Origin of the sequence: Endozoicomonas sp. 4G (assembly GCF_023822025.1) — a bacterium.
Lineage (GTDB): Bacteria > Pseudomonadota > Gammaproteobacteria > Pseudomonadales > Endozoicomonadaceae > Endozoicomonas_A.
Window position 1 is genome coordinate 5,268,518 of record NZ_CP082909.1, and the last position, 25,816, is coordinate 5,294,333.

25 protein-coding genes are annotated in these 25,816 nt (G+C 47.1%); 14 read left to right on the forward strand and 11 right to left on the reverse strand.

The genetic code is table 11. The annotated features are described in order from the left end of the window. Window positions 1-84 precede the first annotated feature (84 nt). Complete coding sequence (locus K7B67_RS20875) at window positions 85-2,058, forward strand: bifunctional 2',3'-cyclic-nucleotide 2'-phosphodiesterase/3'-nucleotidase (RefSeq protein WP_252177779.1); 1,974 nt, start codon at window positions 85-87, stop codon at window positions 2,056-2,058. A gap of 208 nt (window positions 2,059-2,266) precedes the next feature. Here the strand turns inward: K7B67_RS20875 and K7B67_RS20880 are convergent, their stop codons facing one another. From K7B67_RS20880 to K7B67_RS20900, 5 genes are all read right to left on the reverse strand, one after another. Beyond that, on the reverse strand, window positions 2,267-2,605 hold the full coding sequence (locus K7B67_RS20880) for a hypothetical protein (protein WP_252177780.1): 339 nt from the start codon (window positions 2,603-2,605) through the stop codon (window positions 2,267-2,269). Window positions 2,606-2,884: 279 nt separating this feature from the next. Next, window positions 2,885-3,691 (reverse strand): transposase, encoded by an 807-nt coding sequence (locus tag K7B67_RS20885; RefSeq protein ID WP_252177781.1) that lies wholly within the window; start codon window positions 3,689-3,691, stop codon window positions 2,885-2,887. Then, window positions 3,577-4,233, reverse strand: a complete 657-nt coding sequence (locus tag K7B67_RS20890; RefSeq protein ID WP_252177782.1) for a hypothetical protein — start codon at window positions 4,231-4,233, stop codon at window positions 3,577-3,579. Before K7B67_RS20890 ends, K7B67_RS20885 begins: the two co-directional genes overlap by 115 nt. 283 nt (window positions 4,234-4,516) lie before the next feature. Next, on the reverse strand, window positions 4,517-4,681 hold the full coding sequence (locus K7B67_RS20895; RefSeq protein WP_252177783.1) for a hypothetical protein: 165 nt from the start codon (window positions 4,679-4,681) through the stop codon (window positions 4,517-4,519). Between the two features lie 202 nt (window positions 4,682-4,883). Continuing rightward, entirely contained in the window at window positions 4,884-5,039 is a 156-nt protein-coding gene (locus K7B67_RS20900; protein ID WP_252177784.1) for a hypothetical protein, read from the reverse strand. Window positions 5,040-5,141: 102 nt separating this feature from the next. On the opposite strand from K7B67_RS20900, the gene K7B67_RS20905 reads away from it, so the two are divergent. The 12 genes from K7B67_RS20905 (at window position 5,142) to K7B67_RS20960 (ending at window position 14,595) form a co-directional block, all read left to right on the forward strand. Next, a complete protein-coding gene (locus K7B67_RS20905; protein WP_252177785.1) occupies window positions 5,142-6,137 on the forward strand; it encodes a LysR substrate-binding domain-containing protein in 996 nt (331 codons plus the stop codon). 354 nt (window positions 6,138-6,491) lie between these two features. Continuing rightward, complete coding sequence (locus K7B67_RS20910; RefSeq protein WP_252177786.1) at window positions 6,492-6,851, forward strand: ATP synthase subunit I; 360 nt, start codon at window positions 6,492-6,494, stop codon at window positions 6,849-6,851. Window positions 6,852-6,903: 52 nt separating this feature from the next. Then, window positions 6,904-7,785 carry a F0F1 ATP synthase subunit A gene (gene atpB / locus K7B67_RS20915; protein ID WP_252177787.1) on the forward strand — a complete coding sequence of 294 codons (882 nt, stop codon included), beginning with the start codon at window positions 6,904-6,906 and terminating at the stop codon, window positions 7,783-7,785. 91 nt (window positions 7,786-7,876) lie between these two features. Then, window positions 7,877-8,131: a F0F1 ATP synthase subunit C gene (gene atpE / locus K7B67_RS20920; protein WP_252177788.1), complete on the forward strand. Its 255-nt coding sequence runs from the start codon at window positions 7,877-7,879 to the stop codon at window positions 8,129-8,131. Window positions 8,132-8,342: 211 nt separating this feature from the next. Further along, on the forward strand, window positions 8,343-8,813 hold the full coding sequence (locus tag K7B67_RS20925) for a F0F1 ATP synthase subunit B (RefSeq protein ID WP_252177789.1): 471 nt from the start codon (window positions 8,343-8,345) through the stop codon (window positions 8,811-8,813). A gap of 12 nt (window positions 8,814-8,825) precedes the next feature. Beyond that, on the forward strand, window positions 8,826-9,359 hold the full coding sequence (locus tag K7B67_RS20930) for a F0F1 ATP synthase subunit delta (protein WP_252177790.1): 534 nt from the start codon (window positions 8,826-8,828) through the stop codon (window positions 9,357-9,359). A 37-nt stretch (window positions 9,360-9,396) separates the two neighbouring features. Then, window positions 9,397-10,938, forward strand: coding sequence for a F0F1 ATP synthase subunit alpha (atpA, locus tag K7B67_RS20935; protein ID WP_252177791.1), 1,542 nt, complete (start codon window positions 9,397-9,399; stop codon window positions 10,936-10,938). Between the two features lie 60 nt (window positions 10,939-10,998). Then, the gene (gene atpG / locus K7B67_RS20940; RefSeq protein WP_252177792.1) at window positions 10,999-11,859 is read left to right on the forward strand and encodes a F0F1 ATP synthase subunit gamma; all 861 of its coding nucleotides are present in this window, start codon (window positions 10,999-11,001) and stop codon (window positions 11,857-11,859) included. Between the two features lie 60 nt (window positions 11,860-11,919). Then, window positions 11,920-13,296, forward strand: a complete 1,377-nt coding sequence (gene atpD, locus K7B67_RS20945; RefSeq protein ID WP_252177793.1) for a F0F1 ATP synthase subunit beta — start codon at window positions 11,920-11,922, stop codon at window positions 13,294-13,296. 13 nt (window positions 13,297-13,309) lie between these two features. Then, a complete protein-coding gene (locus tag K7B67_RS20950; protein ID WP_252177794.1) occupies window positions 13,310-13,735 on the forward strand; it encodes a F0F1 ATP synthase subunit epsilon in 426 nt (141 codons plus the stop codon). Window positions 13,736-13,969: 234 nt separating this feature from the next. Further along, complete coding sequence (locus K7B67_RS20955) at window positions 13,970-14,209, forward strand: type II toxin-antitoxin system prevent-host-death family antitoxin (protein WP_252177795.1); 240 nt, start codon at window positions 13,970-13,972, stop codon at window positions 14,207-14,209. Further along, a complete protein-coding gene (locus K7B67_RS20960) occupies window positions 14,206-14,595 on the forward strand; it encodes a type II toxin-antitoxin system VapC family toxin (RefSeq protein ID WP_252177796.1) in 390 nt (129 codons plus the stop codon). Before K7B67_RS20955 ends, K7B67_RS20960 begins: the two co-directional genes overlap by 4 nt. Window positions 14,596-14,765: 170 nt before the next feature. On the opposite strand, the gene K7B67_RS20965 is transcribed toward K7B67_RS20960, so the two are convergent. The 6 genes from K7B67_RS20965 to K7B67_RS20990 form a co-directional block, all read right to left on the reverse strand. Continuing rightward, the gene (locus K7B67_RS20965) at window positions 14,766-15,758 is read right to left on the reverse strand and encodes an OTU domain-containing protein (RefSeq protein WP_252177797.1); all 993 of its coding nucleotides are present in this window, start codon (window positions 15,756-15,758) and stop codon (window positions 14,766-14,768) included. Between the two features lie 110 nt (window positions 15,759-15,868). Then, window positions 15,869-17,386 (reverse strand): IS66 family transposase, encoded by a 1,518-nt coding sequence (locus tag K7B67_RS20970; RefSeq protein WP_252177798.1) that lies wholly within the window; start codon window positions 17,384-17,386, stop codon window positions 15,869-15,871. A gap of 62 nt (window positions 17,387-17,448) precedes the next feature. After that, window positions 17,449-18,474 (reverse strand): hypothetical protein, encoded by a 1,026-nt coding sequence (locus tag K7B67_RS20975; RefSeq protein ID WP_252177799.1) that lies wholly within the window; start codon window positions 18,472-18,474, stop codon window positions 17,449-17,451. A gap of 435 nt (window positions 18,475-18,909) precedes the next feature. After that, a complete protein-coding gene (locus tag K7B67_RS20980) occupies window positions 18,910-20,544 on the reverse strand; it encodes an IS1634 family transposase (protein WP_252177800.1) in 1,635 nt (544 codons plus the stop codon). 262 nt (window positions 20,545-20,806) lie between these two features. After that, on the reverse strand, window positions 20,807-23,164 hold the full coding sequence (locus K7B67_RS20985; protein ID WP_252177801.1) for an OTU domain-containing protein: 2,358 nt from the start codon (window positions 23,162-23,164) through the stop codon (window positions 20,807-20,809). A gap of 229 nt (window positions 23,165-23,393) precedes the next feature. Beyond that, on the reverse strand, window positions 23,394-23,963 hold the full coding sequence (locus tag K7B67_RS20990) for an alkylphosphonate utilization protein (RefSeq protein ID WP_252177802.1): 570 nt from the start codon (window positions 23,961-23,963) through the stop codon (window positions 23,394-23,396). A gap of 508 nt (window positions 23,964-24,471) precedes the next feature. Here K7B67_RS20990 and K7B67_RS20995 point away from each other — a divergent pair. Continuing rightward, window positions 24,472-25,776, forward strand: coding sequence for a hypothetical protein (locus K7B67_RS20995; protein WP_252177803.1), 1,305 nt, complete (start codon window positions 24,472-24,474; stop codon window positions 25,774-25,776). Window positions 25,777-25,816: the final 40 nt, after the last annotated feature.

The following is a 25,816-nucleotide window of genomic DNA, read 5'->3' on the forward strand; positions in this document are numbered from 1 at the left end:
AAGACGGAAAACACCGATATCAACAGATGTGGCACCAATATAAGCTTCGAGACATAAAAACCATCCACCACATCAGGACCTTCCATGCGTTTCAACAGATCGATTCTTTCCACAGCTGTTTTTGCGGGTCTGGCATCTCTGGGCGGTCTCTCACAGGCCTCCACCATTGAGCTGAGAGTGCTCGAAACCACTGACATCCACACCAACATCATGGATTTCGATTACTACAAGGGGCAGCCTACCAACCAGTTCGGCTATGCCCGTGTTGCAACGCTGATCCGTGAAGCTCGCGCTGAAGTGGAAAACAGTGTTCTGGTCGATAACGGCGACCTGATCCAGGGGTCACCGATGGGTGATTTTATGGCGGATAACGGTTTGAAAAAAGGGGATGTCCACCCCGTTTATAAAGCCATGAATTTAATGGATTATGATGTCGGCAACATTGGCAACCACGAATTTAACTATGGTCTGGATTTTCTGGACAAGGCTATTAGTGGTGCGAACTTCCCCTACATCAGTGCCAACGTTTACGATGCTAAAACCGGTCAGCATTTTTTCAAACCTTACCTGATTAAAGAGCAACAGTTCACCGATACCGAAGGTAAAACCCAAACGGTCAAAGTGGGTTACATTGGCTTTGTGCCTCCACAGATTATGGTGTGGGACAAAAAAAATCTGGAAGGTAAGGTGATCGCCAAAGACATCACCGAAACGGCAAAAGAACTGGTTCCTCAAATGAAGAAAGAGGGGGCTGAAGTTATTATTGCAATCCCTCATTCTGGCGTTAGTCAGGAACCCTATAAAGCCATGATGGAAAACTCAGTCTATTACCTGACGCAGGTTGAAGATATTGATGCCATTATGTTTGGTCACTCCCACGCAGTATTTCCCAGTGATTCTTTCGCCAGCCTTGAAGGTGTGGATCTGAAAAAAGGCACCATCAATGGTATTCCTTCCGTGATGCCGGGTCGCTGGGGTGATCATCTTGGGGTGGTTGACCTGGTTTTGGATGACAGCAATGGTCAGTGGGAAGTCGTAGATGGCAAGGCCGTCAGCCGCCCTATTTTCGATCGTGCTAACAACCAGTCTCTTGCCAAGTCTGATGAAGCGGTTATCAAGGCGGTAAAGGCAGAGCATAAAGGGACACTCGATTTTGTAAACCAGCCAATTGGTAAGTCTTCTGACAGTATGTACAGTTTTCTGGCTCTGGTTCAGGATGATCCAACCGTTCAGATCGTCAATGATGCCCAGATCGCCTATGTTGAACGGTTCATTCAGGGTGATCCCGATCTGGATGGTATTCCGGTAATTTCCGCAGCCGCTCCTTTCAAGGCCGGTGGCCGTAAAGACGATCCTAATGGCTATACCGAAGTAGAAGCCGGAACCCTGACGTTTAGCAATGCGGCTGATCTCTATTTGTACCCAAACACTCTGGTTGCTCTGAAGATCACAGGTAAAGAGTTGAAGGATTTTCTGGAGATGGCGGCTGGCCAGTTTAACCAGATTGACCCTTCCAGCACTGAACAACAGCATCTGATCAACTGGGAGGGTTTCCGTACCTACAACTTCGATGCAGTTGAAGGGGTTGAGTATCAGATTGATGTCACTCAACCTGCCCGTTTCAGTGGCGATGGTCAGTTGATAAATCCTGACACTCATCGCATTACGGAATTGACTCTGAATGGAAAACCAGTGAAAGACAATCAGCCATTTATTATGGCTACCAATAACTACCGTGCATTTGGTGGTGGTAACTTTGCAGGTACCGGAGAAGAATTTGTTGCTTTTGCTTCTCCCGATGAAAACCGTCAGATCGTGGCTGACTATATTAGCCGAACGACCAAAGAGAACGGTCAGGTGGTTCCCCGTGCTAACAATAACTGGAGCATTGCACCCATCAATAGCAGGGTTGACCTGAATGTGCTGGTCGAAACAGCTCCCAGCAAAAAAGCAGAGGCATTTATTCAGAAAAATTCGGTGTACAAGATGGAAAAGATTGGGGCGGATAAAGCAGGCTTTGCTGTTTACCAGATTGATTTTTCTGAGAAGCGTTATTGACACAGGGTATGGTATTTCACATGAATCTTCATGACCGATTTACCTCGGTTGTGAAGATTTTTTCTCGGCAAAAAAATACCAGTAACCACCTGGGTACTGATGGTTTTTTTTAACTTCAATTAAGCTCTGACTCCACTCCTCCAAGGCTCTAGTTCCCCAGGCATGTTTGGTAAACCGTTCAAAAAAGCGCGTGTGTTATGAATGTGTTTTAATGCTTTAAGTTATACTCCAACGCAAAAACCTTACCCAAAATAATCGGTACGCCCAGTATTGGGGCAGTGGTAGCAGGGATTATTTTCGAAGAGACTAACCCCCCCAATGCCTGAGCGGTTGTCGCAGTGCTTAGAGAGTATTGATTGATGGACTTTGGCTTATAGTTTGTATTGAACAGCGTATTGGAGAGTTTTGCTCCACCAACAACAACGGCACCAGCCAGGGCACCAACATTACGTCCAACAAGATAGCCAATGGCTCTTCCCGGCACAGATGCGAGTTCGGATGTAGTAACACAGGCGATCTTGAAACAATCTCCTAATATTGGTTGCATATTCATTCCTCCTTGAGATAGAAAAGCCCTACCCCCTTGGCAGGGTTTCATGGCTATCGCAGAGGATTATTTCAGATGGGGTGGTGAGATACACTGACATGACGGTCAGGTGGATTGACAACTTGTGAAGTAAAAAGACAGCGATTCCCGCACTTAATACGACAATGTAAGTATTTTATTCAAATTCGTGCTCAGGAGTTAGCGGCCAGCAAAAACCCTGCACCCCAGGTACATTAACAAGTACTATTGTCCCCTGAAAACCTTGGCTACATTACTTTTCTATGAAGTGTTAATTTGAACCCTACCAGGCTTTATGCCATATATGAGCGCATCGAACAATTCATCCCAACCTTCGAGCATCCAGGACAGGAATACCCGTGTAATCACCTTCCATAGGTACGTTCGGACGCCCCTCGCTCGCTCCTTCAGCGCCTTTTTGAATTCCGGGCTGGCCATTTCCTGGATTTGATCAACCATGAAGGCCAGGAACGTCAGGTAAGCCAGGTTGGTTGCCAGGTGCTGCTTCCCGTGACCATAGTTGTGTTCAAGGCTGTAGCCTTGGTTTTTCAGGGTGTTAAACGTTTGGTTCTCGATGTGCCAGCGGCAACGACCTCCTCTCATGACAGCTTCAACGGTATCTTTGGTTAACTCAATATCTGTGACCCAGCACCAGGTGTGGCGTTTGCCTTCACTGTCTGTCTCCACGTAATCAAGGACATTGACATTTTGGGTCAACTTGGAGGCATTCAGCGGTACATCATTAGCGAAACGAAACCAGTGCCTGGTTCCTTGCTCTTCATCAATGATTTTATGATAACTGAGCTGTTCCTGGTCACACAGCGCATCCATCGCCTCGATAAGGGATTTGTGGTTGCCATCTTTAGCCACAATGATGAAGTGCCAGCCATAGCTCTTGATCAACTCAATAGTAGGATTGTCAGCAAAAAGCCCATCCAGGAGTATGACCAGTTTTAAATGAGGGTGCTCTCTCTTGACGTGCGCCAGGTAGCGCTTGATGGCATTCTGTTCGCAGTCATTCTTGTTGTCGCCGTCCTGTTGAACAATCGCCTCTGGGGCAAAGGGCATGACGACTTTTTGATCCGGGTGAACAATACAGCCGCCCAATAAGTTGTGGTAGTAAGCTTCATTGGGTTTCCCTTGTTTTTTACACAACACTCTTGGCATCGGCATTTACCTGAGTAGAAGAGGCCGGTGCCATCAACCGGCATCAGGTACCAGTCTTTCAAGTCACCACACTGGTACTCGAAGGCTTTAAGAAGCTTGTTACGCTGAATCAGGGAGAATAACTTCTTGAAGGGCTTGCGAAACTGTGCAGGCTCAATGGGATCAAGCACTTCTCTCATGCGTGTATCACAGGGTACTTTCTGATCTTGGACGTGATACATAGTCGCCAGGTTATGAAGAATAACCGGGTCGGCACGGTCAGAGTCAAAGGTCAGAAGGGAATCGTACTTCTGATGCATCATGGCAAAAGCGGATTTTGCAAAGTTGGGAAAGGGAATCCCATTAGGGCAATGGTTAGGCCGGTGATCTGGAATCTCATCAAGGCACTTGCAAACCTGATCGATTAGGTTTGCTGCGTTAAGGTGTTTGCTGACTTTGGGCATGGCTGTGATCACAAAAGTACGACAGTGTTTTCATGCCTTCAATATAGAGCTAAAAAGTCTGCGAAGTGTTTTTTTTTGAGTGCGCTGGAGGCTATGCGGCTCAAAGGCTTAAAAAAACAGCGGGAATTGCTGGTAAAAAGAGGAGTAAAAAGAGGAGTAAAAAAACAGGCTGCATAAAGCAGCCTAATACCTTGTCGCACACTGGTCAGCTTTGAAAAAGCTATCGAACTTTGTCCCACAAAAGTCAGGAGAGTGAACAAAACTCGGTAACTTTTTCAACACGTTATTTCAGGTATTTATCCGCCTCTCGGAAAAAAGCTCCGAGACTATCAAGTGTTGATGCATGCTTTCTCCTTTGTTTGCAATAGACCACTTTCTCAAGAACGGAGGTTTGCTTTTTAAGATCAACCCAATGCTTTACAGCAGAGTCATAATATTGTTTATGCATAGCCACTCCTTATTAGATTATTTTCATAAGCATCTTTTTAGGCATAGCCCCAAAAGATTCCCATGAAAAATTGATTATTGATTCGATGACGGTCACTTCATTATAAGAAATGGCTTATTTCTTGAACAATCAATAAATCAAGTGATCATTATAAGGAATGCTTATAAGTAGTTGTGCGTATTTAAATCAGGGTCAATTAACGCTATTTCAGCACCTTGTCAGCTTCCTTACAAAAATCCTCGAGGTTATCGAGGGATGAGGTGTTTTTCTTTATAATTTGCTTGCAGCGAAGCAACTCTTTAAAAGCAGGTGTCATTTTCTTAAGTTCCACCCAGGTTTTGATGCCTTGTTCGCTCATGTCGACTCCAAGTTTGAGGGGTTAACTGGATGGGGAGGAGTATGAAAAATTCGCTTTATAATTAAAAATCAATTATTTATTCCAGATATATAAGATTATCTTATGTCTATTGAGATTGGTTTTAATTACTCTTACTTTATGCCACTTGAGGCCGCACCGTCCTTTTTGAGTTGGCAGTTGATATCGGAGCAGTTGATGCATATCACTTTGAGACAGCTTGAAATTTTTAAAGCGGTTGCCCAGTCCGGAAGAGTCACTGCCGCGGCAGAATCCCTGTTTATTTCACAGCCCGCTGCCAGTATGGCGCTGTCAGAGATGGAAAAGCATTTAGGTCCTTTGTTCGACCGTCATGCTGGCGCATCTATGACATTGAACGACTCTGGCCGAGCATTATTGCCAATGGCTGCAGAGGTGATTGACCGGGCTCATGAGATTGAAACTCAGTTCATAGACAACAGTTGCTATGAACAGGGAACGCTGAAGATTCACGCCAGCTCCACCATTGGCAATAATCTGATGCCTCGTATTCTTGGGGATTTTTTCAGGGAATTCCCCTATATCAGAGCTGAACTGTTGGTGGAGAATACCCGTAGTATTCAACAGCGATTATTGGCCATGGAGATTGACCTGGCCGTGGTAGAAGGCAGCTGTCTGCACCCGGATATAGAAGTAATACCCTGGCGTGAAGATGAGCTTGTTATTATTTGTCACCCTGATCACCCCATGGCCGGGCAGACGGTGGATCTTCAGTCCCTGAAAGATGAAGAGTGGGTACTCAGGGAAACGGGCTCGGGAACACGGGAACTGTTTGATGAAGTAGTGGCAACACGCCTGTGTACACCGAAAGTTATTATGAGCCTGAACCGGGCTGAAGCCGTCAAACAGTCTGTTATGGAAGGGCTGGGTATTGGCTGCATTTCCAGTCTGGCGGTCTGGCGTGCCAGAAAGGCGGGTCTGCTATCGACCATCAGCGTGTCCGATTTGATTCTGAATCGTCATTTTTATCTGTTGCTTAATAGAAAAAAGTACAGAAGTGGTGTGATCAAGAAAGTCTCTGAGTTTATTTTGAAATGGGATGACAAACTTTTAATTAGTTAACTATTAGATGTTATTCTTTGGCGCTCGCGGGATGTTCGTAGACCGCAGTCGTGTAATGCTAATCCTTAAGATATTAGTTGAACGTAGGTGTATGTCACTAGTATACTTTCGCGCGCCAAAAGGGTGAGAAAAGTTCTAAGATTTTCAGTTGTGTGAAGCTTTGCCGTCTGATGTTTGGGTGTCTTCACACACCGCAAAGGCTGAAACCCCTGCTAGTTTTGAGGGGCGGATTAAGACTTATCAGGCCTGATACGATGTTAAGGTCAAGTACAGGGATCTATGTCGGCAGGTACGACGTGGAGCACCAAAAGTAGCGAGATGTTTAGAAGTGACAGTCGGGCCAGGTACCCGCATTTGCAACGGCCACGTATCTATCGTGTTGTTCTTGCGCAGCTGTTGGCTACAGCATCTCTGGCATTGCTTTTGCTGCTGCTGGGTAAGTCTTACGCTATATCGGCTCTGTCAGGTGGTTTGGCATGCAGTATCCCCAACGCTTATTTGGTCTGGAAAGCGTTTCGATACCGGGGAGCCAGCGCAGCGCAAAACATAGCCAGATCTTTTTACCAGGGTGAAGCCGGGAAATTTGCTTTAACGATCCTTGCATTTATTCTGATTTTTACACTGATACCGTCAATCGACCCCTTGGCGCTGTTCGGTGCATTTGCTTTGATTCAGGCGGTAAACTGGCTGACCCCTTTACTCATAAAGCGTTGAACGCAGGTTTACTGACGACAGATTTATACAATGATGGTGTACGGGAAAATTCATGGCGACAACAGCATCAGGGTACATAGCCCACCACCTGCAGAATCTTACCTTCGGTAAGCTGCCAGCAGGTTTTGAACGTATTGACAATTATGGTAATGAGTTGGGTGTTCTGTCTCAGGACACTTGGACCTTTGCCAAAACCGCTGCTGAAGCAAAAGAAATGGGCTTCTGGGCGTTCCACGTAGACAGCCTGTTCTGGTCTGTTCTGCTGGGTGTGGTGTTTGTCACGATCTTTCGAATGGTGGCCAAGCGGGCTACTGCGGGTGTTCCCAGTGGTATGCAGAACCTGGTCGAAACGGTTATTGAGTTTGTAGATGGCAATGTCAGAGACACTTTTCATGGCAGAAGTAATCTGATTGCCCCTCTGGCGCTGACCATTTTCTGCTGGGTCTTCTTTATGAACCTGATGGACCTGATCCCTGTTGACTGGATTCCGGGTCTGGCCACTGCTTTGGGCATCCCTTATATGAAGATCGTACCGAGTACGGATCCGAACATTACCCTGGGTATGTCCTTCTCTGTCTTTATGCTCGTTATCTTTTACTCGATTAAAGTAAAAGGTATCGGTGGGTTTATTGGTGAGCTGACCCTTCATCCGTTCAACAGTCCCAATAAAGCCGTACAGGCTCTGTTAATTCCCATCAATTTCCTGCTGGAAACGGTCACCCTTGTCGCCAAACCTATTTCTTTGGCGCTGCGTCTTTTCGGTAACATGTACGCGGGTGAACTGATCTTTATCCTGATTGCTTTGGTGGGATGGTTACAGCTGCCTTTGCACTTTGGATGGGCTGTTTTCCATATTCTGGTGATCACCCTGCAGGCATTCATTTTTATGATCCTGACCATTGTCTACCTTAGCATGGCAAGCGAAGATCATTAATTACAGATATTGTACGTCAGGTGACTGACGTCATGTGTTGACTAACCTTAAACTTTGATTTAACAAAGACCACAATAGGTCGGGAGGAAATATGGAACTGGTAGTAGGTCTGACTGCAATCGGTGTAGCTTTCATGCTGGGTTTTGCGGCTCTGGCGACAGCCATCGGGTTTGGTTTGCTGGGCGGCAAATTCCTTGAAGGTGTGGCCAGACAGCCTGAAACAGCGCCTATGCTGCAAACCAAAATGTTTATCGTGGCGGGTCTTCTTGACGCTGTGCCTATGATTGCAGTGGGTATCGCCCTGTTCTTCACCTTTGCTAACCCTTTTGTAGCTCTGGTTCAGTAATCGCTGCAGTGAAGATCCGGCTTGGCGTTGAAGTATGGCCGGTCTGATAGCCGTATCGAAACGAAAAGCCGAATAAAGATCCTGGTGGTACTCAAATAGCGAATATGCGCATCTCAACAACCGGGTTGGAGTCGCCTTATTCTTCTGAGTAAACGTAGTACGTTCATCTGAGACAGGATTTTAAGATTTTACTGGAGCATTTGGAGTTCGCATGAATATCAATGCAACTATCATCGGCCAGACGATTGCTTTTGCTGTTTTTGTCTGGTTCTGCATGAAGTATGTGTGGCCACCGATCATGCAGGCCCTTAATGACCGAAAGAAGCGAGTTGCTGACGGGCTGGACGCTGCAGCTCGTGGTCAGAAAGAGCTTGAACTGGCTCAGAAAAAAGGTCTCGAAGAGCTGCGCAAAGCTCGTGTAGAGGCTCAGGAAATCATCGAGCTGGCAAACAAGCGTTCTGCCCAGATCATTGATGAAGCCAAAGATCAGGCCCGTGAAGAAGCTGACCGTATCAAGGTCTCTGCACAGGCTGACATTGAACAGGAAACCAACAGGGCCCGCGAAGCTCTGCGCTCGCAGGTTGCAGCTCTTGCTGTCGTCGGCGCTGAGCGTATTCTGGGTAAGAACCTGGATGAGTCTGCTAACAGCCATCTGGTTGATGACCTGGTTGCGGAACTCTAAAGGGGATAGACCATGGAATTGACGACATGTGCCCGTCCCTATGCCAAGGCCGCATTTAAGATAGCAAAAGAGCATAATCAGCTACGTGAATGGTCTCAGATGCTAGCTTTATGTGCGAGCGTTGCCGGGTGTGAGGCTGTGGACAGGCTGTTAAAAGACCCGTCCACAACCGGAGACATGAAGGCAGATGCCTTTATTAAATTGTGCGAAGGCAGCCTGACGGTTGAAGTCGAGAATTACATTCGGATTCTTACGAGTAAAAAACGGATTTTTCTGCTTCCTCAGATCGATGCGATCTTTGAGCAGATGAAAGCACAAGATCAGAGTTATCAGGATGTAGTCGTCACTTCGGCTTTCCCGCTGTCTGGTGAACAGCAAGAGCAGATCGAGAAGAAAGTTGAAAAACGCCTTGGTCGCTCAGTACGAATGCATACTCAGGTAGACAGCTACCTGATCGGCGGCGTCATCGTGAAAGCTGGAGACCTCGTTATCGACGGCAGTGTCCGCTCACGGTTGACCAAGCTTGCCGATGCGATGATTTCATAGTTACTTTTTTTTAAGTAAAAAGTTTGGCAGGTAAGCTATGCAACTGAATCCTTCCGAGATCAGTGACATTATCAAGAGCCGCATAGAGCAGCTTGATGTGTCCAGTGAAGCCCGAAATGAGGGCTCCATCGTCAGTGTGACTGACGGTATTGTGCGTATACACGGTCTGCAAGACGTGATGTACGGGGAAATGATCAAGTTCCCCGGCGGTGTATACGGTATGGCGCTGAACCTGGAGCAGGACTCCGTCGGCGCCGTTGTATTAGGTGACTATGGTCAGCTGGCTGAAGGCCAGACGGTTCAGTGCACCGGACGAATCCTTGAAGTACCTGTTGGCAGGCAGTTGCTGGGACGTGTTGTTGACGCGCTGGGTAACCCCATCGACGGCAAAGGTCCTATTGAAGCTACCGAAACTTCTCCCATCGAAAAAGTAGCGCCAGGCGTTATCGCTCGTCAGTCTGTAGACGAGCCGGTTCAGACAGGTTATAAGTCCGTTGACTCCATGGTTCCTGTGGGTCGTGGTCAGCGTGAGCTGATCATCGGTGACCGTCAGACAGGTAAGACTGCCCTGGCCATCGATGCGATCATCAACCAGAAAGGTAGCGGCATCAAGTGTGTCTACGTAGCTGTTGGCCAGAAGCAGTCGTCTATTGCCAACGTGGTACGTAAGCTCGAAGAACACGGCGCCATGGAACACACCATTGTGGTGGCTGCGGGGGCTTCTGATCCGGCAGCCATGCAGTTCCTGGCTCCGTTTGCCGGTTGCTCCATGGGTGAATACTTCCGCGATCTGGGTGAAGACGCCCTGATTGTTTACGATGATTTGACTAAGCAGGCCTGGGCCTACCGTCAGATTTCCCTGTTGCTGCGTCGTCCACCGGGCCGTGAGGCTTACCCGGGTGACGTATTCTACCTGCACTCCCGTCTGTTGGAACGTGCTTCTCGTGTTAACGCCGAGCACATTGAAAAGCTGACCGATGGTAAAGTGAAGGGCCAGACCGGTTCCCTGACGGCTCTGCCGATCATTGAAACCCAGGCAGGTGACGTATCAGCTTTCGTACCGACCAACGTCATCTCCATTACCGATGGTCAGATCTTCCTGGAAACCGATCTGTTCAATGCGGGTATCCGTCCGGCGATGAACGCCGGTATCTCGGTATCCCGTGTCGGTGGTGCTGCTCAGACCAAGATCATCAAGAAACTGGGCGGTGGTATCCGTCTGGCCCTGGCTCAGTACCGTGAACTGCAGGCGTTTGCTCAGTTTGCCTCTGACCTTGATGAAGCGACCCGTAAGCAGCTCGAGCACGGTCAGCGCGTTACTGAACTGATGAAACAGAAGCAGTACGCGCCAATGTCTGTTGCTGACATGGGTGTGGTTATCTATGCCGCTGAAAAAGGCTACCTGGAAGGTGTTGAGTTCAACAAGATCCTGGACTTTGAAGCTGCCCTGCTGAGCTTTGTGAACTCTGAATTCAGTGAGCTGATGGCTCGCATCAATGAATCCGGAGATTACAACGGTGAAATTGAAGAGGGTATCAAAGCGGCTATTGAGAAGTTCAAGGCCACCCAGTCCTGGTAACAGGCTCATGGTTGACGGCTGCCTGCCTTGGTAGCCATCAACGGTAGCTGAGGAAACACAATGGCAGGCGCAAAAGAGATCCGGACGCAGATATCGTCCATCAAAGGCACCCAGAAGATCACCAGCGCCATGGAAATGGTGGCGGCGAGTAAGATGCGTAAAGCCCAGGAGCGGAGAGAAACCAGCCGCCCTTATGCTGAGCGTATCCGTCATGTCGTTGGGCATGTTGCTCATGCCAATGCTGAGTACCATCATACCTTCATGACTGAACGTGCGGCGAAGCGTGTTGGTTTTATCATCATTTCCACGGACCGGGGCCTCTGTGGAGGGCTGAACATCAACCTGTTCAAAAAAACCATTGAGAGTATGACTCAGTGGAAAGATCAGGGGGTAGAAATAGACCTTTGCCTGGTCGGCAGCAAGGCAGTTGCATTTTTCCGTAGTTACGGCGGGAATGTCGTGGCAGCCAAAACCCATATCGGTGACTCACCCAACATTGCTGATTTGATCGGTGGTGTAAAGGTAATGCTGGACAAGTACGAAAACGGCGAAATTGACCGCCTGTACGTTGTTCACAACCGCTTCGTCAACACCATGACCCAGTCCCCTGAGGTATTGCAGTTATTGCCTCTGGTTCCTGATGAAGATGAGTCACTGAAAAGACCCTGGGATTACCTTTATGAACCTGATGCCAAGCAGTTGCTGGATGGCCTGTTGGTCAGGTATATCGAATCCCAGGTATTCCAGGCAGTTGTTGAGAATAACGCCTGTGAGCAGGCCGCGCGAATGATTGCGATGAAGAACGCAACCGATAACGCCGGCAACCTGATTGATGAGCTTCAGTTGATCTACAACAAGGCCCGTCAGGCTGCCATCACGCAGGAACTGTCCGAAATCGTCAGTGGCGCTGCGGCTGTTTAAGGCGCTGCGGCTATACAGATAGCACGGCTGTGTAAAAGATTAAAGGGTAGAGGAAAGGCTATGAGTAGCGGTCGTATCTTACAAATTATCGGCGCTGTCGTTGACGTCGAATTCCCAAGGGAAAGTGTTCCCAAAGTCTACGACGCCCTGAACGTCGCAGATAAAGATCTGGTACTGGAAGTTCAGCAACAGCTGGGTGACGGTATCGTTCGTACTATCGCCATGGGTACCACCGAAGGTGTGTCCCGTGGTCTGACAGTGGCTAACACTGGCGAGCCGATTCAGGTGCCTGTCGGTACCAAGACCCTGGGTCGTATCATGGATGTTCTGGGTAACCCTGTCGATGAGAAGGGGCCTATCGGTGAGGAAGAGCGTTCCTCCATTCACCGTAAACCACCCAGCTATGCTGAGCAGTCCGCTTCCAACGAACTGCTTGAAACCGGCATCAAGGTGATCGACCTGGTCTGCCCTTTTGCAAAAGGGGGTAAGGTTGGTCTGTTCGGTGGTGCCGGTGTTGGTAAAACCGTTAACATGATGGAACTGATCCGTAACATCGCGATCGAGCACTCCGGTTTCTCGGTGTTCGCAGGTGTCGGAGAGCGTACCCGTGAGGGTAACGATTTCTATCACGAGATGACTGATTCCGATGTAATCGACAAGGTATCTCTGGTTTACGGTCAGATGAATGAGCCACCAGGAAACCGTCTGCGTGTTGCCCTGACCGGTCTGACCATGGCTGAGAAATTCCGTGACGAAGGTCGTGACGTACTGCTGTTCATCGACAACATTTATCGTTACACCCTGGCGGGTACGGAAGTATCTGCGCTGTTGGGTCGTATGCCCTCTGCGGTAGGTTATCAGCCCACCCTGGCGGAAGAGATGGGGGTACTGCAGGAGCGTATTACTTCCACTAATACCGGTTCCATCACCTCGATCCAGGCCGTATACGTACCTGCGGATGACTTGACTGACCCGTCTCCAGCGACCACCTTCTCGCACCTTGATGCGACGGTAGTACTGAGTCGTGACATCGCTTCCAAAGGTATCTACCCGGCGATCGATCCTCTGGACTCGACTTCCCGTCAGCTGGATCCTCTGGTCATCGGTCAGGATCACTACGATGTTGCCCGTGGTGTACAGACGGTACTGCAGCGTTATAAAGAGCTGAAAGACATCATTGCGATCCTGGGTATGGACGAACTGTCTGAAACCGACAAGCAGACCGTAACCCGTGCTCGTAAGATTGAGCGTTTCCTGTCTCAGCCATTCTTTGTTGCGGAAGTCTTCACCGGTTCGCCTGGTAAGTACGTTTCCCTGAAAGATACCATCAGTGCCTTTAAAGGTATTTTGGCGGGTGAATACGATCACCTGCCTGAGCAGGCGTTCTACATGGTAGGTGGCATCGACGAAGCGATCGAGAAAGCCAAGTCCATGTGAGGAGGTGACACAAATGGCGATCACGGTTCACTGTGATATCGTCAGCGCCGAGGAGGAGATCTTCTCCGGGCTGGTAGAGATGGTTGTTGCTACTGGCTCCTTGGGTGACTTGGGTATTGCCCCGGGCCACGCGCCTCTGCTGACTGATTTGAATCCGGGTCCAATCCGCCTGATCACCCAAGGGGGTGAAGAAGAGGTGTTCTACATCTCCGGTGGATTCCTGGAAGTGCAGCCAAACCAGATTAAGGTACTGGCTGACACGGCCCTGCGTGCCGATGATATGGATGAGGTTGCTGCTGAAGAAGCCAAGAAACTGGCCGAACAGGAACTGGCTAACCAGAGCGGTGAGTTTGATTACTCCCGTGCAGCCACTCAGCTGGCTGAAGCCGCTGCCCAGCTGCGTACCCTGCAGGCCATTCGCAAGAAGCTTGGTAAATAAGCAACTTGTGTCTTATAAAAAAACCCGGTTGATTCCGGGTTTTTTTATGCCTGAAAAAAATGACTGGTCAGCGATAGGTTTTATTGAGGGTCGGTCGGCAAATAGGGTTACGGGCCACTTACCAATGCACAGTTCTTGCTATAGATTCAGCAAGTTTGCAAGACTGAGTCGCTTTACGGATTTTTAGTTACAGTCTACATTATGACTATAAGCTTACGACTATAGGTGGATATCATGGAATTGGAAAAAATACCAAAGAATAAATTTAAAGCTCAAGCGTTGGAAATAATGAGGAGAATTGAAAACACAGGCAAGCCAGTCGTCATTACATCAAACGGCCAGCCAAGCCTGAAAATAATTCGGTTTGAGCCCAAAACCCCAATGGATGTGGTAAAGGAATTGCAAGGCTCCGTAGAGATTCTTGGTGATATAGTAAAGCCAGTCGGTGAAGATGACTGGGAGGTGCTTAAGTGATCCTGCTGGATACCTGTGCATTAATATGGACATATTCAAACGAATCTCTCTTGCCAGACAAAACAGCGGAGGTTATTCACTCAGCAATTGAGGGTGGCCAAGCATACGCATCATCAATATCCTGTTGGGAGGTCGCAATGCTTCAGAAGAAAGGCAGATTAAAACTTGGAATGAAACTGGACCTATGGATAGCGAAAACCGAATCCGGCGTTGAGTATTTGCCAGTCTCAAACGATGTTGCCCTGTCATCCGTTCTTTTGCCATTTGAATTTCACAAAGACCCGGCTGACAGAATAATTGTTGCTCAGTCAAGAATATTGTCGATGCCGATAGTAACCAGTGATCTGGCGATCATAGATTGTCCTCATGTGGAGACTATATGGTGAGCTTTCAGATCCCCTTACTTTTGACAAAGCTGCACAGGAGTTGCCTGGAGCCAAGGCTCCGAATTAGGTATGGAGAAGCTTGGTAAGTAAGCAACTTGTGTCTTATAAAAAAACCCGGTTGATTCCGGGTTTTTTTATGCCTGAAAAAAATAACTGGTCAGCGATATGTTTTATTGGCCCATGAAAAATCGGAACACGTTGCTTACTAAGTTATTTACCAAAGAAGGATCATTGGGCAATTCGACAGCATGGGTGTTACTGGGTTGCCCGGGGGATGGATCCTGGTAGGCATAAGTCCAGTGGTTGGTATTGACGAATACCAGTATCAAGGCATTATCAATATATTGAGATATATCAGCAGGGTTAATCTCTTGCGGATGGCCCTGCTCCCACACAGTCACCTGCAAATCAGGGCTATGGTTAAATTGCGGGTGTATGACAACCACTCTTCTCTCGAATACCAGTGAAACGAAAGCAGCCATGGATATATCAACCCAGCCGTCCGGCCCGTCTGATGATATCTGGTCTAAAAGTTCCGGGGCAATGGACATAATGCTTTCGGGAACATAATCCTGATAGTTTGAGCTAAAAGCAAGATAGCTTTCTAAATGAAGTCTGATGCTTTTTTCATCGTAATGATCTGGTAATTGCTGTGCCAACGCATGGGTAAAGCAGTGTCCATCGCCAGGAGTATCGCCCAATATCAGCTGTGTTTGTTCGAGAAACTCATTGAGTTGCCGGGCATATTCAGACCCATCTGTGGTCTTCATGGTTAGTTTTTGATGAAAGGCCGATAGCCGGTTCACAATATCTTCACGGGCCAGGTGGTTAAATATGAATTTTCGTTCATAACCCTCTCTGTAATGCATGTGAGGATGAACGATTGCGTCGCCAACCCCCATCGCGTGAAAGATCAATGTCCAGAGTGCGCTGTGCAGGGGAGAGTAGCTATAAGCAGCAAGGAAATATATGACATTAATCTCACTGTAGCCAGGGCGCAGAAAACCAATGCTGAACATCACCTGCAGCATTCTCGAAATGCTCCGGTCATCAGTGTCAAGCTTGGCAACCCCTTCATTGAGCAACTCAGGTGCTGTAATCGGAGAGTTAGCAACGACCTCCTTGATTCCTTCCGGAAGTTTTGATTTACCTGCGCTGACCATAAAGAACCCACGGGGTTTCTCGCTGTCGTTCCTGCTGCGATGATCGGCATTGAGATCTGTGAAATGAGGCATTGATGCAAAAGGGGTAACCTGGCTTTCCGTACCAGTAACTATTCAGCACCCAGCAAAGGATGACCGCAGTAATTCTTCATGGCTATAAGCAGGGCTTCGAAAACGTTCTGACCCTGCTTTCTCGCCGATGAAACATAACTCCGTATCCGGCAATACCATTTCGCTCCTTTCTTGCTTCTGATACAACCTGATATTTTTTGCTTCACCTTGCCATTTCTGATGTCTCGTTCACTGCCATTATTGTCGAAGGGGATGTTGAGGTCGGTCATGAATCTCAAGGTTTCGTCCTTGAACTCCACCAACCGCTTAAACAGGTTGAAGGCTTTGGTATTTTTGACTTTGTCACGACCCAGCCGTTGCCGTACTCGTTCCATATACTCAGCCTCTTCAGCCAGCGCTCTTCTCGCTGTCCGCTCGAACAGTGAGGCAATGCGCTGGTAAATCACTTCTGGCATAGCCTTCATGCCAATCTTTCTGAAACCGTTGCTGAGATGGCAGGCCAGTCTCAGCAACCGTTGCAAACGTGCGGCAAGATGGTTGCAGTCCCTATCAACAACACCCTGTAACTCTCTCAGGTGATGGGCATTGCAGAGGGCATGAAGTGCAGCATAACGGAAGTAAGCCTTATAGTGGTCATGAACTAATATTCCAGCAAAGGCCAGTAAGATGCCCATGGACTCTATGGCGGAGTGACCTCGACTGGGATCAAGGTGATACATCGTCCATTTTTCAGTACGAAGGACATGCATCCACCATAGCGCCCCGGCTACTCTCATGCCCGTTTCGTCAGCACCGGCAATGGGTTCTACCTTGAGGGCATCGGCAATAGCCTGTTCGGTGCTGGCTAACTGGTTATAAGCCTTCTCCTGGAAGGTGCAGATAGAACCCGGGCTAACCTCTAATCCGAAAATATCCATGAAGAACTGGGAAGCGCGCTTGTAAGGCACCAGCTGATACTGGCAAAGATACACGGCCAGTGCCTGAGTAACAGGCCCATACTGCACATGAGAGTCTACGCCTTCGGGGAAGCTGGCCTGCGTTACATGACCGCAGCTACACTTTTTGACCTCTGCTACATGAGCAGTTACTTCAAAGTGACCAAAACGACCGGGTTCAAACACTTGTCGTTCAACCAGCTTAACCGTTTTTTCCGAACGCAGTGAGCAACGGCATTTTTCGCAGTCAATGACAGGGTGGTAGTGGGTATGCTCTGCTTTAGCAGCTTGTCGAAGCGTAGAACCCTTGTGACCTTTCTGGCCGCCGGGCTTACGACCTGACTTCTTTCGTAAGCTTTTTGGGTTGGGTTTTTCGTCTTTTGGGTCGCTCTCCGTCGCCTCTAAAGAGTCCTTTGCTTTGGCGTTGGGTTTTGCATATCCATCCGAGGATGGAGGCTTGCTGCTGTTGCGGCTGTTGGTATTGAGTCTAGCTGAGAGTTCTTTGTTCTCCGTCTCCAGCTTTGCCCCTTGCTGGCTCAGCACGGTCACCTGCTCTTGCAGTTCATTCACAACGGCAAGGAGGGCGACAATCATCTGAAATTCGGGAGTAAGCTGACTCATAGCGGCATACGACCAGGAAACTGTACTTCAGAGTGGCACATAATCACGAAAATACCAGTCGATTACAGGGGGGCTGAATAGTTACCCGTACCAAGCCGTTGCTGTTGGTTTACAGAATTAAAGGGGGCCGGCCATTTAAAGGAGATAATCCGGCTTTTCGTACCAAGCCGTTGCTGCTGGGTTTGCCTGCTTGCATATTTGTTTGCAGACTTTTTCAGGGCTGAATAGCTGACTGCATGAAGCGTAACAAGATCCCGGGGGTTAGAGGGCAGTTGTGTCTTAACCTGATCCGGAAACAATCGAACTAAAGCACTAATACTTGATATGTGCTGGTTAACAAACAGTGTCAGGGCTCGCTCCTTTTCTGGTTCCAGCTCTTGTCTCTGTTGCATTGACAGCATCTGATGCAGTACTGAGGAAGTGTAAGTTGATTTTATGATTTCAAACACAGCTCTCTTTAGTTGAATGACTGAGTTGGATAATTTATGCATCTCCCAGGCAGCCAGTTCTGTCTCGGCATTGGCTGGCTTATTCTCCATAATGTCTAAAAACCTGGCTGTTGTCATATCGTCGAAGTCAGTTTCGCTTAGTTTTTTTGATAAAGCTTTAAAAAGATCAACCAGAGTAAAAGCCTCACCCAGCTCAAGCTTATCAACGAGCCTGCTAACGAATTCTTTTTCCTGAGCTGTCAAATTTAGCGAATTTATTTGGGGTTCCTGACGGCGACTTGCTGCCCGACCTGACCACACTGGATCAAGAGTTGGTGGTATCGAATAAGCCAGAAGAAAGTCGCTTGGTACTTTCGTTACAGGGTTCTGATAGTCCAGGAGCATAAGCCTTATCTGTATAGCCATTGAATAAAGCTCTGAAGTATTGTCACGCCTTGAAAAAAAACCGGGCACCGGATAGATAATGTTTGAATTGAGAAGTTGTATCAATTTTTCGGGGTATTCACTGAAGTACTGAAAAAGTAGTCCGGTTATATCTGTTTTATCTGCAATGTCATCATGGTTAATAAACTGCCAGAAAGACGGTGTGGCATTGGGATCTTCAGGTTCATATTCAAGCAGGTCGTGCAGGCTTAACACGTTAGAGGTTCGAGTTGTATACTGTACAGTGGATTTTTCCAGTTCGAGGAATTGATATGTTTTTTGATTGTAACCAGACCTTGCCAAGTCCTCCCTTACATGGGTGTAAAAGTTAAAATTGTCTCTGCATTTTGACCAAAAAGCAAAACTACAGTCTGAAGGAAATACCTTTTCAGCAGAACCAGAATCATGACTGCTTTTAATCAGCAGAGAGATATCCAGCAGTTTTTTTCTTACCCATTGGTAATAGTGGTAATAGGACTTTTGTTCCTCATTTCCTGCCTGAACCGGAGAGGCTGTAAATAGGAGAGTAAGTACAAGCACTTTAAATGGTTTTTTTTTTGATACACCCCTGATTAACACAGCTTTTGTTAATACTATTCATCCGTCTTTTAATAACCATACTAACATGACAACCGACATTCACCACCCCAATCAGGAATAAATCGACTGGTACGTAGACCCTAAAATAAAAATGATTGTCGACTGGCTTTCCGTGATGCCTACCACATGTTTCTCCGTCCCATCGATGACCCAAACATGAATGCCCTCAAAGCAGCTGAAAACCCATCTTCCTGTCGGATTCTGGCCGGGTTTCTTCTTCATGTCTGGAAACGTTCGACTCTGCTTTTTCAGTTCATAGCGGATTCTGTGCTGGATAGCAGCATAGACCATCAGACAAAGAGTCATGATCATTAATAGTGCTTCGATACGTTCCGGCTTTTTGAGATACAGTGAAGATACCAGAAAATCCGGACTTTTCAGGAAGCGAAAACCTCTTTCAACCTGTTGTTGTGATTTGTAGGTCTTCAACAATTCAGCAGTGTTCAGACGGTCAGTATCGGTATCATTGGTAGCCAACACAAAGCACCCCAAAGAGGCTTGTGCATCCCGCCTTGTTTGCACCGTTACTGAGCAGCAACCACTTATGTAATATTCCTGATGATCGGGTTCCGCTCCTTCAGCGGGACGACCTTTGCCTTTATAGCAGGGTTTGGAGGTGATCTGAGGTTCTGCCTGACAGAGTTCTGATTGTTTCTGCCATTGTTTAAAGGCTTCCATGGCATCAGCTTTGCACCGGAATGCCTTTTTGCTGAGCTTTTCCAACCTTTGAAATTCTTTGGTGGATTTTTTCTGCATACGCCTTGTGAGCGCTTTCTGTTCTGTCTCCTGGCTCTGCTTATTGCGATACATGACCCAGCGTTGCTTCACATCCGCATAACCAGACGACACTTCCACAGCTTCATAATGCTCAAAACCTTCGACCGCCTTCATGACGCGTGACGGTGCACTTTGCACCAGTTCTTTGCTGGCCCCAATATTGAGAGGAACCCGGGAAATAAACCACTGATCCTGCTGGTCAAGCTCCTTAACCGTTTCTGAGGTGTACAAAGCAGCATCACCGACAAAGTACCTGGATTCCAGAGCCGCTTTGAAACTTTTCAAGTGTTCAGATACCACCAGTTTGAAGCTGGTCTTATCCGTTACATTGCCACTGGCAGCCTTCATAAACAGGGGGATGCCTGCTTTGTTTTCTGTCATCAGAAGCAATATGGCCTGATTTAAATCCGGACGATGATCACGACTGTAGCCTTTGCACAACCTAATGCAGTTGAGGTCTTCATCGTCCTCTTCGCTGTCGCTGTTATAACGTCCATCGACGTGTATGCTGGTGCCGTCGAGATTTAGGGCATCGCATGGGAGCTTGAGATGTTTTACGACCTTGATAGCCAGTTCAAAATAGACTTTACTGACATTGAGTTCAAAGAGTTCATCCAGTGTCCTGCCAAGAACCTTGTCGTTTATATGCTCAGGCTTAATACCGGGCCTGATCAGTTTATCAAGAGGTTTATTGGCGAAGAACCGGGGAAACATATGCAGAGATTGTCCGGTAAAGCCCAGACCATTGATGATCATGGCAACGACAGACTCACCATGGGATATATGCCAGTCATCAGATACCTTGGGGGCTCTTTTATCGATATGTTCGGCAATTCCAAGCTCTTTGCACATTCCAGCCACTAAACCAAGGTGATCCATGACCTGACTGCGGTATTGAACAGGAGGCATAAGGGGGGGTCCTGATATTTGCTTATCTCATAAATAGCAGAATTCAGGAAAATGTCAGGTGAGGTGGTGAATGTCGGTGACAACCTGTTTGTGATTTTCTTTCGGTTGCGAATTATAGTTGAACTTCCTGATGTCCTCCTCGACGTAAAGGGTCGCCCAAACGGGCCGGGCCGCAGTTACCGTCGGGGCCTGTGTCTTATAAAAAAACCCGGATGTTTCCGGGTTTTTTTATGCCGAAAAAATTATTGGTCAGTAATATGTCTTATTGCCCCATGAAAAATCGGAACACGTTGCTCCCTAAGTTATTTTCCAAAGAAGGGCCATCGGGCAATTCGACAACATGGGGGTTATTGGGTTGCCCGGGGAACTGATCTGCCTGATAGGCATAAGTCCAGTGGTTGCCATTGACGAATACCAGTATCAAGGCATTATCAATATATTGAGATATATCAGCAGGGTTAATCTCTTCCGGTTTGCCCTCCTCCCACACAGTCACCTGCAAATCAGGGCTATGGTTGAATTGCGGGTGTATGACAACCACCCTTCTGTCGAATAACAGTGAAACGAAAGCAGCCATGGATATATCAACCCAGCCGTCCGGCCCGTCTGATGATATCTGGTCTAAAAGTTCCGGGACAATGGATATAATGCTTTCGGGAACATTATCATAGAAGCTTGAGGGGGAAGTAAGATAGTTCCATAAATGACGTCTGACGGTTTTTTCGTCGTAATGATCTGGTAATTGCTGTGCCAGCGCATGGGCAAAGCAGTGTCCATCGCTGGGAGTATTGCCCAATGTCAGCTGTGTTTGTTCGAGAAAATCATTGAGTTGCCGGGCATATTCAGACCCGTCTGTGGTCTTCGTGTTGAGTGTTTGATGAAAGGCCGATAGCCGGTTCGCAATATCTTCACGGGCCAGATGGTTAAATATGAATTTTCGTTCATAACCCTCTATGTAATGCATGTGAGGATGAACGATTGCGTTGCCAACCTCCATCGCATGAAAGATCAATGTCCAGAGTGCGCTGTGCAGGGGAGAGTAGCTATAAGCAGCAAGGAAATTTATGACATCAATCTCACTGTAGCCAGGGCGCAGAAAACCAAAACTGAACATCACCTGCAGCATTTTTGAAATGCTCTCGTCATCAGTGTCAAGCTTGGCAACCCCTTCATTGAGCAACTCAGGTGCTGTAATCGGAGAGTTAGCAACGACCTCCTTGATTCCTAGTGGAAGTTTTGGTTTACCTGCGCTGACCATAAAGAACCCCCGGGGTTTCTCGCTGTCATCCCTGCTGCGACGATCGGCATTGAGATCTGTGAAATCAGGTGTCGATGTAAAAGGGGCAACCTGACTTTCCATACCATACCATTGCTGTTGGATTTGCTCTCTTTTATATTTGTTTGCAGAGTCTGTCAGAGCTGAATAGCTGACTGCATGAAGCATAACAAGCTCCCGGGGGTTAGAGGGCAGTTGCGTCCTAACCTGATCCGGAAGCAATCGAACTAAAGCACTAATACTTGATATGTGCTGGTTAACAAACAGTGTCAGGGCTCGCTCCTTTTCTGGTTCCATCTTCCGTTCCTGCCTCAGTCGCTTCGACATCAAATGCAGCACTGTGAAAGTGTAAGTTGATTTTATGATTTCAAACACAGCTTTCTTTAGTTGAATGACTGAGTTGGATAATTTATGCATCTCCCAGGCAGCCAGCTCTGTCTCGGCATTGGCTGGCTTATTCTCCATAATTTCTAAAAACCTGGCTGTCGTCATATCGTCGAAGTCAGTTCCGCTTAGTTCTTTTGATAAAGCTTTAAAAAGATCAACCAGAGTAAAAGCCTCACCCAGACGAAGCCTATTAACGAGCCTGCCAACGAATTCTTCTTCCTGATCTGTCAAATTTAGCGAATTTTTTTGGGGTTCCTGGTGGCTGCTTGCTGCCTGATCTGACCACATTGTATCTGCCCACATTGTTGGATCAAGAGTTGGTATCGAATAAGCCAGGAGAAAGTCGCTTGGTCTTTTCGGTATATAGCACTCACTGTCGAGGAGCATAAGTCTTATCTGCATAGCCACTGAATAAAGCTCTGAGGTATTGTCACGTCTTGAAAAAAAACCGGGAACCGGATAGATAATGTTTGAATGAAGAAGCTTTATTAATTTTTCGGGGTATTCAGTCAAGTACTGAAAAAGTAGTCCGGTTATATCTGTTTTATCTGCAATGTCATGACGGTCAATAAACTGCCAGAAAGACGGTGTAGCATTAGGATCTTCAGGCTCATATTCAAGTAGGTCGTGCAGGCTTAACACGTTAGAGGTTCGAGTTGTAAACTGTACCGCGGATTTTTCCATTTCCAGGTATTGATACGTTTTTTCATTGTAACCAGTTCTTGCCAGGTCTTCCCTTACGTGGGTGTAAAAATAAAAATTGTCTCTGCATTTTGACCAATAAACAAAATTACAGCCTGAAGGAGTTACCTTTTCAGCAGAAACAGCACCATGGCTGCTTTTAATCAGCAGAGAGATATCCAGCAGTTTTTTTCTTACCCATTGGTAATAGTGCTTTTGTTCCTCATTTCCTGCCTGAACCGGAAAGGCGGTAAACAAAAGAGCGAGTACAAGCACTTTAAATGGTTTTTTTTTAATACAACCCGGATTAAAACAGCTTTTGTTAATGTTATCCATCCGTCTTTTACTAACCATACTAACCTTACAACCTGTTTGTGATTTTATTTAAGATTGCGAATTATAGTTTAACTTATTGATATCCTCCTTGATGTAAAGAGGGTGTCGTAAAATTCCAACAACTCGTTCCCATGCTTGAGCATGGGAACCAGGGTTTTACGACATCCTCTCAGGCTTTTTTAAGGAATTTACTGACCAGAACAATCCTCACACCATTGACTCGACCCTCTATATGTTCCGGGTTGTTGGTCAGGGATATGTTTTTGACGGTGGTACCACGCTTGGCTGTGAATCCGGCACCTTTAACGTCGAGATCCTTGATCAGGGTGACAGTATCTCCTGCCTCCAGACGAGTGCCGTTACTATCGAGGGTTGAGACCGTATCCTCTTCATCAGAAAGACCGGCTTCGGCCCATGCTTTTACCTCATCGTCCAGATACATCACATCCAGCAGATCCTGTGCCCAGGGCTCAGAGGAAAGCTGGTTCAGCATCCGCCATGCGACAACCTGAACAGCAGGAACCTGACTCCACATACTGTCGTTCAGACAGCGCCAGTGATTAGCATTCATCTTATCGGGCTGGTCAATTTGACCAAGGCAGGTATCACAAATTAATAGACAGCTTTCTGCAGGCGAGTCCGGTGATTCAGGTACGGCATATACAGATAGATCTTTACCAGAGGAACAAAGTTCACATCGGGAGCCACTGCGTTCATACAGAGTGTTTTCGATAGACATAGACAAGTACTGATCTTAATAGGAGAGGAGCAGGTGGGGATTATATATAGAATCATCTCTTAATCACACGGCTAAATCATTAAACGCGTGTGCTATGCAACAGACTTCATAAGAATCAGTTTTTATAAACCATTTATATTCTATTGGCTGCTGAAATACGCACTATAATTTCGGCTTTGTTGAGTGTTATAGGGTCTTTGTTTATAGGCTCTGCACTTTACCGTAGCTAACGTCGAGGGATTTAACTGTGAAAAGAGTTTTAAAGGTTTTGCCCGTGCTGATGTTATCCATTTCTGTCACCTTTAATGGTATGGCTTTTGCGGGTGGAGAGAAAAACATCAGGGTGCTTATGCAGTCGAATTTACATAAACTAGGAGAGTATCAACTTGCAATATTCATGATCGGTTTCGCGTTGGGTGGGGCTGCGTCTTGGGTAACTTATTACATAATCTCACATTCTTTTCAGACAAATACTGAAGACGACTCAAATGTCGAGAAAGAAAATTGTGTGGGTTTATCATCAAATCAGACTACTGCCAGCAGCAATTCCAGTGCATTGATGCAGACGACGAAGGTTCCTGAACACAATCAGAAAACAATCATCGACCAGTACAATCTGCTTCCTTTTAGTGTCGATGACGATAACTATGCTGATGGCAAGAAAAAACTGAAGTATCTCTGGGCAAGGGCGACCTTTCTCGATGCCCATCCCCTGCACCTTGATGAAGACCACGTCCAGCCAGCTCTGATCCCATTAAACACGGCCTATAATCCGGCTTCTTCCAACGGTTCTGCAACCGAGCTTTGTGATTCTCCACTGCCGAAACCTTTAACCAAGAAATTCCGCTGCAATGATCAGCAATTTACCGGATTCTGTCGAGTCAAGTTTAAGCTGAATGGCAAGACTAATACCTTGGTTGGTATACTGGCCAACACATCCGATAATGTCAGCGGATGTCTGCTATCAAGTCGAAAAAGAGATAATTTCCTGCTGTCGTTGGGGGATGAAACTCTGTTACCCAGAGATATTCTGGTCACTGACAAAAAGTATTATCAGATCAATGTTATTTATGACAAGGTCTCCTATCGATTTCAGGAATGGCCCGGGAATCGACCACCCTTTGCATCAAGAGTGCTGTTGTCTGGAAGTTGGCGTCATGAAAGCCTGTGTAAAAGCGGGGTCAGCCCCGGAGTCCAATGGTACAACGATGGTGCTCATAGCAGCGACTATCGATGCGCAGGCCTGACAGCTGAGAGTAACCCGTTCGGCAATATATCCCACTTTATCCCTGTACGACAGAAAGCTCATAAAAGCAGACCATCTCCTGTGACATGGCAGAAAGTGCCATTACAACAAGACAAAGGGGCAGTCAGTATCGAAGTTCAGGAACACTTTTGTTCCCCCAGAAAGCCCTACAAAGAATTTATACTGGGCTCACTGGCAGGAAAGGGATCTGACAGGTACTGCAGATACATCGGTACCGATGGAAAAAGTGGCTATGTTGCAACCAATCAGGATGGCAGTATCGCTTCTGATTACCTGACTCCTGTCGTTGAAGGTAACATTCGCTGGCAGGCTTTTGAGGATGAACTGCCTGATAAGGCTGTTATTGCCGGCTATAGCTTTTCAAGTTCAGGCAAAGAAGTCAGCAAGGTGCCGCAATATTTTTGCCGTTTTGTAAATAACGGTTTCAAAACCTTAGGCAAGTATTTTAACAAGGAGAAAGTCTGCAAAGCGTCATTTGCAACGCCGAGTGGGGACTCCCACGCTTTGGTCGATTCAAAGACCTTTGAAATTCTAGTTAGTGAATGACGGAATCAGTCGAAAGGGTAGTCTGTATTCCTGAAAGCTT

Excerpts from the sequence above, each read along its gene's own strand:
- K7B67_RS20980 (WP_252177800.1), bottom strand. The coding sequence starts at position 20,544 with ATGCCTCCTGTTCAATACCGCAGTCAGGTCATGGATCACCTTGGTTTA.
- K7B67_RS20890 (WP_252177782.1), bottom strand. The coding sequence starts at position 4,233 with ATGCCCAAAGTCAGCAAACACCTTAACGCAGCAAACCTAATCGATCAG.
- K7B67_RS20880 (WP_252177780.1), bottom strand. The coding sequence starts at position 2,605 with ATGCAACCAATATTAGGAGATTGTTTCAAGATCGCCTGTGTTACTACA.
- K7B67_RS20905 (WP_252177785.1), top strand. The coding sequence starts at position 5,142 with ATGTCTATTGAGATTGGTTTTAATTACTCTTACTTTATGCCACTTGAG.
- K7B67_RS20900 (WP_252177784.1), bottom strand. The coding sequence starts at position 5,039 with ATGAGCGAACAAGGCATCAAAACCTGGGTGGAACTTAAGAAAATGACA.
- K7B67_RS20955 (WP_252177795.1), top strand. The coding sequence starts at position 13,970 with ATGGAATTGGAAAAAATACCAAAGAATAAATTTAAAGCTCAAGCGTTG.
- K7B67_RS20970 (WP_252177798.1), bottom strand. The coding sequence starts at position 17,386 with ATGAGTCAGCTTACTCCCGAATTTCAGATGATTGTCGCCCTCCTTGCC.
- K7B67_RS20895 (WP_252177783.1), bottom strand. The coding sequence starts at position 4,681 with ATGCATAAACAATATTATGACTCTGCTGTAAAGCATTGGGTTGATCTT.
- K7B67_RS20885 (WP_252177781.1), bottom strand. The coding sequence starts at position 3,691 with ATGCCCTTTGCCCCAGAGGCGATTGTTCAACAGGACGGCGACAACAAG.
- atpE (WP_252177788.1), top strand. The coding sequence starts at position 7,877 with ATGGAACTGGTAGTAGGTCTGACTGCAATCGGTGTAGCTTTCATGCTG.
- atpA (WP_252177791.1), top strand. The coding sequence starts at position 9,397 with ATGCAACTGAATCCTTCCGAGATCAGTGACATTATCAAGAGCCGCATA.
- atpD (WP_252177793.1), top strand. The coding sequence starts at position 11,920 with ATGAGTAGCGGTCGTATCTTACAAATTATCGGCGCTGTCGTTGACGTC.
- atpB (WP_252177787.1), top strand. The coding sequence starts at position 6,904 with ATGGCGACAACAGCATCAGGGTACATAGCCCACCACCTGCAGAATCTT.
- K7B67_RS20965 (WP_252177797.1), bottom strand. The coding sequence starts at position 15,758 with ATGGTCAGCGCAGGTAAATCAAAACTTCCGGAAGGAATCAAGGAGGTC.
- K7B67_RS20950 (WP_252177794.1), top strand. The coding sequence starts at position 13,310 with ATGGCGATCACGGTTCACTGTGATATCGTCAGCGCCGAGGAGGAGATC.
- K7B67_RS20875 (WP_252177779.1), top strand. The coding sequence starts at position 85 with ATGCGTTTCAACAGATCGATTCTTTCCACAGCTGTTTTTGCGGGTCTG.
- K7B67_RS20990 (WP_252177802.1), bottom strand. The coding sequence starts at position 23,963 with ATGTCTATCGAAAACACTCTGTATGAACGCAGTGGCTCCCGATGTGAA.
- atpG (WP_252177792.1), top strand. The coding sequence starts at position 10,999 with ATGGCAGGCGCAAAAGAGATCCGGACGCAGATATCGTCCATCAAAGGC.
- K7B67_RS20925 (WP_252177789.1), top strand. The coding sequence starts at position 8,343 with ATGAATATCAATGCAACTATCATCGGCCAGACGATTGCTTTTGCTGTT.
- K7B67_RS20930 (WP_252177790.1), top strand. The coding sequence starts at position 8,826 with ATGGAATTGACGACATGTGCCCGTCCCTATGCCAAGGCCGCATTTAAG.